Consider the following 12,561-nt stretch of genomic DNA (forward strand, 5'->3'; position numbering starts at 1 on the left):
TTCATTTTCTTAGATTGTCATTTAAAGCGTTATGTTAATGCCAAAGGAAACAGTGCTTGAATGAGGATAATTCCATTTTAATGTTTCAGGGTCAACTCCATCGGGCAGATGGTCGAATGTAAACAGATCCTCTCCACTCACAAAGATCTTCAGTCCGCGCAAAGAAATCTTTTGTATGCATTGAGTAGGAAACGAATAGCTCAATGTTAAATTTTTCACACGCATATAGGCAGCATTATACAGAAACTTGTCCGACACTCTTTGGTTAGCACTTTGCGAGCCTCCCGCATTCTCATAAATACGCCCGTAAAAAGCATTGGGATTATCTTCTGTCCAGATGCGTCCTACCTGATGCTTATACACCGTTCCATACTGACTGGCCATAGGAAAGGTAATGTCACCACCAATCCATGCATCACGTTTACCGACACCTTGCAGAATAAAGGATAAATTAAAACCTTTCCATTGTACAAAGCCATTTGCCCCATATTGCCAACGGGCACGGCTATTGCCTATCACTACACGGTCGCCCGGATTGTCATACGTATTGTCTCCCGAAGTTATGGTATTCACATAATTTTCGTCATCGCGCAAGTTCTTATACTTAATGTCGCCTACATGCGAGGTCACACCATTAATGGAAACAACACCTTCCTTCAAGCTTCCAGATTCGGTAAAATCATTGGCAGTATAAAATCCATCGGTTATATACCCCCATATTTCTCCGGCTGTTTTACCCGTATAGTACATATCCTCATTTTTAGAGTTAGTCAGGAGTTTATTATCATTCTTGTACCGAGTTATAACAGATTTGGAATCATAGAGATTAACACCCACACCATAATCTACACTGCCGATACGGTCGCGCCAACTCACACCAAACTCCCAGCCATTCGTTTTCATATCAGCGGCATTCTGCAATGGTGCAGTAGCTCCGGCAACAGCAGGCAGATCTTCACCAGGGCCTAACATCCCTTTTGTATCGCGACGATAAATATCGAATGTACCAGTCAACTTATTATCCAAGAAACCAAAATCCAATCCTCCATTGATGGTCGTTACTTTCTCCCATGTATAGTTAGCCCGTACCATTCCTGGAGCAAGTAGCGTTTTGGGTTGTGTACCGTCCGTCAGCCACCTTGCCGTTTCTACTCCCATCGTAGCATAATATCCGTAATTATTAATATTCTGATTGCCAAGCGTACCATAAGAACCGCGTAATTTCAAGGCTGATAGCACATTTTCAAGTGGTTTCATGAACTTCTCTCCCTGCAGATTCCATCCAACTGATACAGAAGGGAAAAATCCGCCACGATAATCTTTCGGGAACTTTGAAGAAAGGTCATAGCGTCCGTTCACCTCTACAAAATAGCGCTGTGCATAATTGTAACTGGCTCTAAAGAAGGCACTTCTCAAAGCATAGTCGTTATATTCATCCAATGCTTTAGAAGGAGTCTCCCCCGTACTTCCACTTAAAGATGGCAACTCATTACTAATCATATTATAGGCCTGTGCATACAACTTACGGTATTCACTTTTCTCTTGATTAAATCCGGCAATGGCAGATATATTATGAACTCCTCCAAAAACTTTATTGTAAGATGCAAAAGCGTTAATCGTAGAGTAACGTGTAGAAGCAGTATATCGTGTAAAAGGAGTACTCGAACTTGAAGGCTTAATACTTTCCGCAAGTCCTTGATGCACCTCAAATTTATTATTATAGGATTCGTAGTCACTCAGGCCAATCTGATAAGAATATTCCAATACTCCTTGCAGCCCATCAAGAGGAGTCAACACTGTACGTGACAATATTCGCGTATTATCGGTCACAGTACGTTCCGGATTCACCATCCTAATAACATTAGGCGGTGACATCACCGGGTATTCCTCTCCATCAGTGCCATAAGGCAAGCTACCCGTAGGATAATAAGAGGGTAAGTTAGTCTGCCACAATCCCATTTCACTTGTACCATCCACTACCGGGAACTTCTTATCACCTTTATTATACGAAATATCCAACGAAGTAGATAACCATTTCGTAATATCTCCACTCACATAGGAAGATACATTAAAACGTCTGAATCCATCCTTATCAGTCACCAAAACTCCATCCTGATTGGTATATGCCGCAGAAATTCTATATTTAATACGCTCACTGCCACCCTGCGCAGAAATGTTATGCGTCTGTTGCCAAGATGTCTCAAACATGCTTTTATACATGTGATTATTACGCAAGAAGTATTTGGTTCCGTTCACTTCTGTCCATCCTTTAGGGTATCCGGAGGGATTGGAATTGTATTCATCCAACAATCCTAACCAAGTATCAATATTCTGTCCTGCCCAAATAGAACTATATCCACCATTTTTCAGAGTTTGAATCATGTCGATAGGTTCGGCCATTTCCAGCAGATTGTTTACATGAGATACAGCAAAGTTATTATTATAATTAATGGTAAGCGCCTCATTCTTCTTTGCCTTTTTTGTCGTAATCAGCACTACGCCAAAAGAAGCGCGAGCACCATAAATGGCAGCAGAAGAAGCATCTTTTAAGACAGATACACTTTCTATATCTGCCGGATTCAACAGATACAAATCATTATAGACCACATTATCCACCAATATTAACGGAGATCCTCCATTGATAGATTCAAGACCACGCACATTAAAAGTATTACTGGCTCCAGGCTGCGCTCCCGTTGAAGCAGTAAATCCGGGCATAGCTCCTTGTAAAGCAGAACCTAAACTCGTCACAGGGCGGTCACCCAAAGTCTTATCCATAGAAACCTGTGTCACGGCTCCTGTTACATTAGCCTTCTTTTGTGTCACGAAACCTACAACTACAACTTCGTCTAAGGCCTTCGCATCTTCCTGCAAGACGATTTCCAATTTTCCCTTGCCCACAACCGGGACTTCCTTTGTAAGATAGCCTATATATGAAACAACCAAAACAGACTTACCTTCGGAAACATCCAAAGAAAAATTTCCGTCAATATCCGTAATAGAGCCTTGAATTTCATTACCTTTCACTACAACATTGGCCCCGATTATAGGTTCTCCAGTCACATCGCGCACTACACCGTTCACCTTGCGAGACTGTTGCATAATGGCTGACCCCGGTGTCAGGATGATGTGCTTGCCATTAATCTCATACTTAACCTCCGTGTCTCCAAAAAGTTGGGCCAATACATCCTTGACCGCACGATTCTTGACTTGAATAGTTACCAGCCTATCTACATTGATAAGCTTGCTATTGTACACCAAATAAAGTCCGGACTGCTTTTCTATCGCATTCAAGACACTTTCTACTGTTGTCTGCTTCATGTCCAGAGAGACGGCAAGAGATTGGGAAAATGCACTTTCGGCATGCAAATTCAGCAAAACGGCGAAAAGTAGTAAGAGTGTAATTCTCATAGATAAAGGAATTTTGTGCCCCGACTCCTTTAGAAGCCGAAGGCTGAATGTGCTTAAAAGTTCTTTCATTCTTTCCATTTTTTAGTTAACAATTGGGTTTATTCACTCCATAGACGAAGCGGAACATCATATACCCTATGGGAAAGAATGCTTTTTTATTGTTTTCTTATCAGCGCAGTTTCAAAGACACTTTTCTCCGCTGATAAGTAAAGTCCTCCATCTCCTTTGCAGCAAAGATTGTATAGCTCATCGGCGCCGTACGTTCCAAGATACTTAAAATCTCCTCCAAACTCTCATCTGTAAAGGTGGCCGAGAACTCATAATTCGATATTTTACGACCACTTACCTCAAAATCAACATTATATCGACGTGCCAGTTTATATAATATTTCTTCTATACCGGCTCTTCTGAATATCAGTTTCCCTTCACGCCAAGCTGTTGCTTCCTCCACATTGCAAGGAAGCACTTCAAGCGAGTTTCTTGCCTTGTTCAAAACAGCCTGTTCACTCACCTGCAAATGAGCCAAAGCGTGATTATTCAATAGTATTTCCACATTTCCCCTGGTCAATACGGCCTCTACCGTAGGGCTATTCTCATAAGAAGACACATTGAATTCCGTACCATAGGCACTTATAGTCAATCCCTCCGGCACATTTACATCAAAACGATGTTCCTTGTCAGCCTTCACTCTAAAATAGGCTTCTCCCCTTAAATCCACCGTTCTCCTTCCTTCACCAAATTCATGTGGATAGCGCAAAGTAGAAGCCGAATTGAGCCATACCACCGTACTGTCCGGCAATATGACTTTTGAGATGACTCCCCGTGCAGAAGTCACTTCCACCCATTCAGCCACAAGCGGCTGTTTTTTATCCCCTTTGCCGGTCCATAGATATAAAGTAACCATCAGCAATGGCAATACCAATATGGCAGCAGCATTTCGCATGAACTTCCTGACACCGTTCCAGCGTTTCTCACGCCCAATACGCATCTCCAACTCTTCCCACTTCTTCTGCGTGGAATATTGATTTTGCGCTTTCAGCAAAGATGTTTGCCGTAGTATAAAACGGTAGTCTTCCACCTCCCTCTTCAATGCATCCGAGTGTTGGAGTTCCTTTTCAAACTCCAACACTTCTTCACTGGTCAACTGTCCGTTCAGATAGGCTAATATTTCTTTTTCATTTGTTGTCATACACCGTTCAATTTGTATAATATAGACGAATAGAGAACGACTCTCCCTATCTTGACAAATCTAAAAATAGAATAAGGAATGGCAAAAATTCTTTCAGCTCTACACGAAGTAGCTTTAAAGCTTTACTGATATATGCTTCTACCGTCTTTATGGAAATGCCCATGTCTTCTGCTATCGCTGCATAAGTTTTCTCCTCAAAGCGACTCAATTGAAAGGCATGGCGCACGTTTTCCGGCAACCGGGACAATGCCTGCTCCAGCCTTTCCTTCAATTCAGACATGGCTAAAAGCGTGTCCGCATCCCTATCATCAGTTTCTTCCATAGGCAGACTCGCGCGGTATCGTATCTCCAACTTCTGCTTTCTCAGATAATCAATACATGCATTGCGTACGCTTGTCAGCAAAAAATTTCGTACAGATGCATTGATTTGCAAATGTTTTCGGCTATGCCACAAATGAAAAAACACGTTCTGCACCACATCTTCGCAAGCCTCCTTCTCCTCAATGTAGCGACTGGCAAAAAGACACAAAGGAGCGAAAAAGTCGAAGAACAACTTTTTAAACGCCACTTCATCATCTTGAAATACAATGCGGGCAAACAAGAAGTCAAGATTATGACCGATTTCCATTGTTTTCTATTCCAGCATAAATACGCCTTTCTACTTATCCGACAACTGCTTCAGCAAGCAATCGACCGCAGCTTTCAATTGCATATCCTCGCCCTTCAAAGTATCTTCGGGCTTGTTGTAAACCAAAATGTCCGGTTGTAAAGTATGATTTTCAAGATAATTGCCATGCATATCCATACATCCCACCTGCGGGATACCGAACACAATGCTCGGATCAATCTGGCGTTCCCACCATACGGCAGTCATGGTTCCGGCAACAGGAGTACCCACCAATTTGCCAACTCCCAACGCCTTATATACAAACGGAGTACCATGAGCATTGCTGTAATTATCCTCACACACCAACATGCACGATGGCTTCAACCATTTATTAAACGGGTCGCTGCCTATATACTGCCCGCGTGGAACAAAGCGCTCGTATTCTTTTCCGCTAAGCAAAGTTACAACATCATCGTGCAACCATCCGCCACCATTATGCCGCACATCTACTACCACAGCTTCCTTATTACGATAGCGTCCAAGCAATTCCGAATACATCTTACGAAAACTCGGACTATCCATGCCTTTAATATGAATGTAGCCGATGCGTCCATCAGATAACTCCTCTACTTTCTTGCGGCAATTTTCTACCCAACGCTTGTAAAGCAATTCGCTTTGCGCTGCATACGTAATAGGTTTCACCGTTTCCTCAAACCTTTTTCCCGTAGCAGGGTCACAAATGGAAAGAATCACTTTACGATTGGCTTTTCCTTCAAACAACGGGAAGTAATCAGCACCGGCTTTAATGGCAATACCGTCTATTTTTTCGACAATGCACCCCGGTGTGACATCTGTTTTTTTCTTTGTCAAAGGGCTTTGTGCTATAATCTCCTTGATTTTCAATCCGTCACCCTTATAGGCTTCATCATAAAATACGCCTAAAGCGGCAGTAGCCAATGCTGATCCTGAAGCATAATAACGCGCCCCCGTATGAGAGCCATTCAATTCGCCCAACATTTCACTCAGCATTTCCGCAAAATCATAATTATTGCTGATATAAGGCAAGAAACGCTTGTAAGCTTCTCTATATCCGATCCAATCTGTGCCCTGCAAATCTGCCACATAAAATTTATCATTTACTTGCTTCCAAACGTGTTCGAAGATGTATTCGCGTTCACCGTAAGGACGGTAATCAAAGAATGCCTCAAACTCAACGGGAGTCACTTTACTGCCCTCGATTTCTATTTTCTTCATACCATCATTAGTACAAAGAAAAATATTCTTGCCATCTTTATCCGGCTGTAAAGCACCGGCTCCCACTTTCTTCAAAAGAACCTTCGTCGTATTTTCTTTCAGGTTGCGCTCCCAAAGATCATAGCCACCTTCAAAAGTAGAAAGATAATAAAGCACATCACCTTTCAGAGTGAGCACGGCGTCTGCCATGTGTGAGGAGTTGACGGTCAAGCGCACGATGCGGTCAAAACGGCTCTCAAGATCAAACTTCAACGGTTCCACTTTTTTTTCTTTCTCCTTATCAACCCCCTCTTTCTTTTTGTCCTCTTTCTTCTTTTCAGCTTTCTCCTTTTCCTCTTTATCCGCTTTCTCGGCTTCTTCCAGCAGTGCGGTTTCTTCTTTACTCATCAGGAAACGGTCATACGCTTCGGCATCAAAAAACATGATGTAAGTATCATCTTCAGCTCCCCAACTGCCATGACTGCGATAGCCGGCACGATCACTGCTCCAAATCATGGCCTTTCCGCCCAACACCCATTTGGCACTGCCATCAGAATATCCACTCTCGGTCAAATTCACCATCTCACCTTTACCATCGGCATTCAGCAAAACCACATCTTTGTTGTTCCAGCCACCGATACCGATATAGTCTGAAAGAAGCCACTTACTATCCGGGCTCCACTGAAACCACTGGTCACCATCAGCATAAGAATACTGATACTTGCCATCCATAACAGTGCGCACAACTTTTGACTTCAGATTGATGACACGGATGGCCGTACGGTTTTCAAGGAAAGCCACCTCCTTACCATCAGGACTATACCGCGGTCGGAAAGAAGCCACATCAGAGTTTGTCAGCCGTTCTTCCTTCAACTCAGTGGCATACGTAAACAGCTTCTCATCCTTACGTACAATGGAAGAAGTATAGAGTTGCCAAAGCCCGCCACGCTCAGAAGCATAAACCAGAGACCGCCCGTCAGGAGCAAAATCAATATCACGTTCCTGAAAAGGAGTATTGGTGACCTGCTTCGTAGTCTTATACTCTACCGAGGTTACATAAACATCTCCACGCAAAACGAAAGCAATCTCTTTGCCATCGGGAGACACCACCATTTCGGTAGCTCCGCTACCTTTGATGCTACGAATCAGATCTTTGTCACTCTTATCAGAAATGATGCTAACAACCATTTTGCTTGACTTTCCGCCAGGAAGAAGCGTATAAATCTCTCCGTTAAATCCATAACAAAGCCTGCCATCGGCAGCTATGCTAAGGAAGCGCACCGGATGCTTGGTGTGGTGCGTAATCTGTACGCCCGATGGATCGCCGGGAACACGCTGATAGATATTGGAAGTTCCATTTTCTTCACTTAGGTAATAGAATGATTTCCCGTCAGGAGCCCAGACCGGCTCACGATCTTCTCCTCCGAAAGTAGTCAGTTGCCGATAGGCAGGATTCTTACCCGAAGTGTACATCCATACATCACGGGCAATAGGCGATACCTGATGTTTCCGCCAATAGTCCTCATAGCCCTTCTTATCTTGATAAAGCATCTCTCCGTCCTTATTGATGGATATGCACTCCATCGGCATGGAAGAAAACAGCTCCGGACGTCCACCTTCCACAGACACCTGATAGACTTGCCGGAACTGCCCGTTGGAAGGAAATGTTATAGCCTCTGCAGAAGGCATAACATCTGCGGAAAAAAGGATATGTCCGGTATCATTGAACGCAAGGGGCATTTCGCTTCCTGAATGCGTGGTCAGACGGCGAGGTTCACCTCCCTCCTTAGAGACGAGATAAACATCCATGCTTCCCAAACGATCTGATGCAAAGGCTATCCACTTGCTGTCAGGGCTCCATACAGGAGTAGTATCGTAAGCCGCATTGGTAGTAATCTGCGTAGCACGCCCACCGGTGACGGATACTGTATAAATATCTCCCTTATAGGTGAAAGCAACAACGGTTCCGTCCGGAGAAATGGCACAATTCCGCAACCAAAGCGGAGAGTCCTGGGCAGAGACAAAAGCAGCCAGGCAAATGGTGGCTATACTGAGTAGTAGTTTCTTCATACTATGACATTTAAGTAAAGGTAAAATAAAGAAACCTCACGTCTCTTGTCATTGAAGAGAGCCGTGAGGTTTGCTTATGCTTTTAAGGTTGCCTCAATCAAAGAGCACCTACCTCTTTCAGAGCAGCGTTCGTCTTGTGAACGGCAACAGCGCTGGCAGCAAATTTAGCTTTTTCGTCAGCAGTCAGTTCCAGTTCAACGATTTTCTCGATACCGTTCTTGCCAAGGATTACGGGAACACCGATACAGATGTCTGATTCACCGTATTCTCCTTCCAGATATACTGAACAAGGAATCATCTTCTTCTGGTTGTGGATGATAGACTCAACTACATAAGCACCTGCCGCACCCGGAGCATACCATGCAGAAGTACCTAACAACTTAGTCAATGTAGCACCACCTACCATAGTAGAAGCTACCACTTCGTTCAGTTTTTCTTCGCTCAGCAGCGTGCTTACCGGCTGTCCTTTGTAAGTAGCCAGACGAGCCAACGGAATCATGGTAGTGTCACCGTGACCACCGATAACCATGCCTTCTACTTCGTTGGCATTGCAGCCCAAAGCCTGAGACAGGAAATATTTGAAACGGGAGCTGTCCAAAGCACCACCCATACCGATGATACGGTTCTTCGGCAAGCCCAAAGACTTCAATGACAAATAGGTCATGGTATCCATCGGATTGGAGATAACAACAAGGATAGCGTTGGGAGAATATTTCAGGATGTTCTGCGCAACCGACTTTACGATACCTGCGTTCACACCGATCAGCTCCTCACGAGTCATGCCCGGTTTACGGGGGATGCCCGATGTGATAACTACAACGTCTGAATTAGCAGTCTTTTCATAATCGTTAGTACAACCAACAATTGTGGTGTCGAAGCCCAGCAACTGAGCAGTCTGCATCATATCCATTGCTTTACCTTCTGAAACGCCTTCTTTCACGTCCAGCATTACCACTTCATCAGCCACTTCATTAAAGGCCAACACATTAGCGCATGTAGCACCTACGTTACCTGCACCTACTACGGTTACTTTTGACATAATTTCTAAAGTTTTTGTTTATAAGTATTCTTAAAGATGATGCAAAAGTACAGCGAACTTCGTAATTAAAGAAATATTTCCGCAATAATTTTAGTTAAAGGTGGATTGATGGAACGGAAGAAGTATTTCAATCACGTTCTGCTTTTGTTCTTCCCCCTACCTTCTCCGTACCTACTCCCTGTTTTCTCCGTGTCTATAGAGAAAGAATACAAGGAGTAGGTAAGGAGAAGGTAAGGAGAAGGTAAGGAGCAGATAGGGAGCAGACATAAGGGAACAAGAAGATAAACAATTTAGTCTATTTATCGGATTCCACATTATTACGCACATCCCCTACCGGATTAAGGGAGCCTGAAAAATTAGATGAGAATAAAGATTGCCCATTAGCGATTAATGATTATTTTTGCGACAAAATAGATTCAACCTATTGGTAATTGTTCTTTTAAAATCATAATTCTAAAAACAAAAAAATGGCAGCAAGAAAAAATACACTTCTTATTGTAGCCGGAAGCTTACTCATATCGCTACTGATAGGAGTCACCGTGTTATTGATATCCGAAAAGAAAACCAACAGAGAATTGACACAGGAATTCCAACTGGACAAAGAAGACCTTGAAAACCAATATACCGACTTCGCCCAGCAATATGACGAACTGAAGCTTAAAGTCTCCAACGACTCTCTGTCAGTCCTTCTGGAGCAAGAGCAGGTGAAAACGCAACGCCTGCTCGAAGAGTTGCGTACCGTAAAAAGCAGCAATGCCACTGAGATTCGACGACTGAAAAACGAACTGGCTTCCTTGCGCAAAGTCATGATAGGCTACATCAACCAAATAGACTCCCTGAACCGCTTGACAGCCCATCAAAAAGAAATCATCGCCGATGTGACACAGAAGTACGATGCCGCTTCCCGCCAAATCAGCAATCTCTCCGAAGAGAAAAAGAACCTGAACAAGAAAGTGACTCTGGCCGCCCAACTGGATGCGACCAACATTTCCATACAGGCCGCCAATAAGCGGGGCAAGACAGCCAAGAAGGTAAAGGACATCGTAAAGTTCAAGATTAATTTTTCCATCGTAAAGAATATCACGGCCGAAACCGGCGAGCGTACCCTCTATATCCGCATCACCAAGCCCGACAACGATGTGCTGACCAAAAGCCCGTCGAATACTTTCGCCTACGAGAACCGCAATTTGCCCTACTCTATCAAGAAATACATTGAATACAACGGTGAAGAACAGGCCGTAACCGTTTACTGGGATGTAGAAGAATACCTTTATGCAGGCAATTACCGGGTGGACATCTTTGCGGACGGTACGATGATCGGTTCACAATCGTTTACATTGAACTGATCGTTCATAGAGCCATTATTATAAAAACTGGTTAAATAATTTTGCCGTATCACAGAAAGCCCATACATTTGCATCGTTGTTTATGCAATTATTGTCGTTACGCAAACGATCATTTTATCATCATTATTAATGAATAGATTCCATGAAAAAGTTCTTCTGTTTCATTTGGTTGGTTTGTTCAGCCTTCCCTATGGCCGCACAGGAAGCATTGAGTTTGGATAGTTGCCGCGCGTTGGCAATATCCAACAACAAAGAACTACTGATAAGCCGGGAGAAAATCAATGCCGCACATTACCAAAAAAAAGCGGCATTCACCAATTACCTTCCCAACATCTCGGCTACTGGTGGATATATGCGCAGCCAAAAAGAACTATCTATACTGAGCGATGCACAAAAAGGCGCTTTGTCGGGAATAGGTACTACGCTGAGTGGCCCGTTGGAGCAGGCAGCACAAATCATCGCACAGCAGAATCCTCAACTGGCCGGTCTTTTGGGACAGTTCGGACAAGGCATGGCCAGTGCTCTTAACGATGCCGGTAGTTCTATTGTCGATGCTTTCCGCACGGATACCCGCAATATGTATGCAGGCGCCCTTACATTGACACAGCCTTTATATATGGGCGGAAAGATTCGTGCCTACAACAAAATCACCAAATATGCCGAAGAACTGGCACGCCAACAGCACGACAACGGCATGCAGGAGGTCATTCTCAGCACAGATCAGGCATATTGGCAGGTGGTATCTTTGGCAAGCAAAAAGAAACTGGCAGAAGGGTATCTGGAACTATTACAAAAGTTGGACAGTGACGTTGAGAAGATGATAGCGGAAGGAGTGGCTACCAAAGCCGACGGGCTATCTATCAAGGTAAAAGTAAACGAGGCAGAAATGACATTGACCAAAGTTACTGACGGTCTGAGCCTCAGCAGGATGTTGCTCTGCCAGCTATGCGGGCTGAATCTTACCTCTCCTATTATACTGAAAGATGAGCAGGAAGGTGATCTGAAGCTTGACATGACAGTAACCGGAAGCATCGACATTAATACTGTATATGCCACACGCCCGGAAGTGCGCAGTTTGGAACTTGCCACACAAATCTATAAGCAGAAAGTAAACGTAGCGCGTGCAGAGTACCTCCCATCTGTTGCACTGATGGGAAGCTATATGGCTACCAATCCCTCTGCTTTCAACAGTTTCGAAAAGAAATTCAAGGGCATGTGGAATGTCGGTGTCATGGTATCTCTCCCCATCTGGCACTGGGGAGAAGGGATTTATAAAGTAAAAGCTGCCAAGTCTGAAGCTCGCATCGCCCAATACCAACTGGATGATGCCAAGGAGAAAATAGAGTTGCAAGTCAGCCAAGCAGCTTTTAAAGTCAACGAAGCAGCCAAGAAGCTGATTATGGCCAAGAAAAATCTGGAAAAAGCGGATGAGAACCTGAGATATGCCACCCTCGGTTTTGGAGAAGGTGTGATTCCGGCAAGCAATGTACTTGAAGCCCATACAGCATGGCTTTCTGCCCAATCGGAAAAAATAGATGCGCAGATAGACGTAAAACTGACGGAAATATATCTGAAAAAAGCAACGGGACAATTAAATCCTTCGCTCCCCTAAGGAGAGATAAGAACGGACATGCATATCCCCCACAAAAAAAATCGAAAAATATAA

7 protein-coding genes are annotated in these 12,561 nt (G+C 43.8%); 2 read left to right on the plus strand and 5 right to left on the minus strand.

Going from position 1 to position 12,561, the window contains the following annotated elements; translation table 11 throughout:
• Positions 1-21: 21 nt before the first annotated feature.
• The 5 genes from BACHE_RS00515 to mdh all read right to left on the minus strand — a co-directional run bounded on the left by BACHE_RS00515 (position 22) and on the right by mdh (position 9,549).
• On the minus strand, positions 22-3,411 hold the full coding sequence (locus tag BACHE_RS00515) for a TonB-dependent receptor (RefSeq protein WP_041579528.1): 3,390 nt from the start codon (positions 3,409-3,411) through the stop codon (positions 22-24).
• Positions 3,412-3,580: 169 nt separating this feature from the next.
• Positions 3,581-4,600, minus strand: a complete 1,020-nt coding sequence (locus BACHE_RS00520; protein WP_013545771.1) for a FecR domain-containing protein — start codon at positions 4,598-4,600, stop codon at positions 3,581-3,583.
• A gap of 46 nt (positions 4,601-4,646) precedes the next feature.
• Positions 4,647-5,228, minus strand: coding sequence for an RNA polymerase sigma-70 factor (locus BACHE_RS00525; RefSeq protein ID WP_013545772.1), 582 nt, complete (start codon positions 5,226-5,228; stop codon positions 4,647-4,649).
• Between the two features lie 30 nt (positions 5,229-5,258).
• Entirely contained in the window at positions 5,259-8,510 is a 3,252-nt protein-coding gene (locus BACHE_RS00530) for a S41 family peptidase (protein ID WP_013545773.1), read from the minus strand.
• 97 nt (positions 8,511-8,607) lie between these two features.
• Complete coding sequence (gene mdh, locus BACHE_RS00535; RefSeq protein ID WP_013545774.1) at positions 8,608-9,549, minus strand: malate dehydrogenase; 942 nt, start codon at positions 9,547-9,549, stop codon at positions 8,608-8,610.
• A gap of 467 nt (positions 9,550-10,016) precedes the next feature.
• On the opposite strand from mdh, the gene BACHE_RS00540 reads away from it, so the two are divergent.
• Positions 10,017-10,895, plus strand: coding sequence for a hypothetical protein (locus BACHE_RS00540; protein WP_013545775.1), 879 nt, complete (start codon positions 10,017-10,019; stop codon positions 10,893-10,895).
• Positions 10,896-11,037: 142 nt separating this feature from the next.
• Positions 11,038-12,507 (plus strand): TolC family protein, encoded by a 1,470-nt coding sequence (locus BACHE_RS00545; protein WP_013545776.1) that lies wholly within the window; start codon positions 11,038-11,040, stop codon positions 12,505-12,507.
• Positions 12,508-12,561: the final 54 nt, after the last annotated feature.

The organism is Bacteroides helcogenes P 36-108, assembly GCF_000186225.1.
In the GTDB taxonomy this organism is placed as follows: domain Bacteria; phylum Bacteroidota; class Bacteroidia; order Bacteroidales; family Bacteroidaceae; genus Bacteroides; species Bacteroides helcogenes.

What these genes read in the sequence shown, in the direction of transcription:
- mdh (WP_013545774.1), bottom strand. Translation starts at nt 9,549, where the DNA reads ATGTCAAAAGTAACCGTAGTAGGTGCAGGTAACGTAGGTGCTACATGC.
- BACHE_RS00525 (WP_013545772.1), bottom strand. Translation starts at nt 5,228, where the DNA reads ATGGAAATCGGTCATAATCTTGACTTCTTGTTTGCCCGCATTGTATTT.
- BACHE_RS00520 (WP_013545771.1), bottom strand. Translation starts at nt 4,600, where the DNA reads ATGACAACAAATGAAAAAGAAATATTAGCCTATCTGAACGGACAGTTG.
- BACHE_RS00515 (WP_041579528.1), bottom strand. Translation starts at nt 3,411, where the DNA reads ATGAGAATTACACTCTTACTACTTTTCGCCGTTTTGCTGAATTTGCAT.
- BACHE_RS00530 (WP_013545773.1), bottom strand. Translation starts at nt 8,510, where the DNA reads ATGAAGAAACTACTACTCAGTATAGCCACCATTTGCCTGGCTGCTTTT.
- BACHE_RS00540 (WP_013545775.1), top strand. Translation starts at nt 10,017, where the DNA reads ATGGCAGCAAGAAAAAATACACTTCTTATTGTAGCCGGAAGCTTACTC.
- BACHE_RS00545 (WP_013545776.1), top strand. Translation starts at nt 11,038, where the DNA reads ATGAAAAAGTTCTTCTGTTTCATTTGGTTGGTTTGTTCAGCCTTCCCT.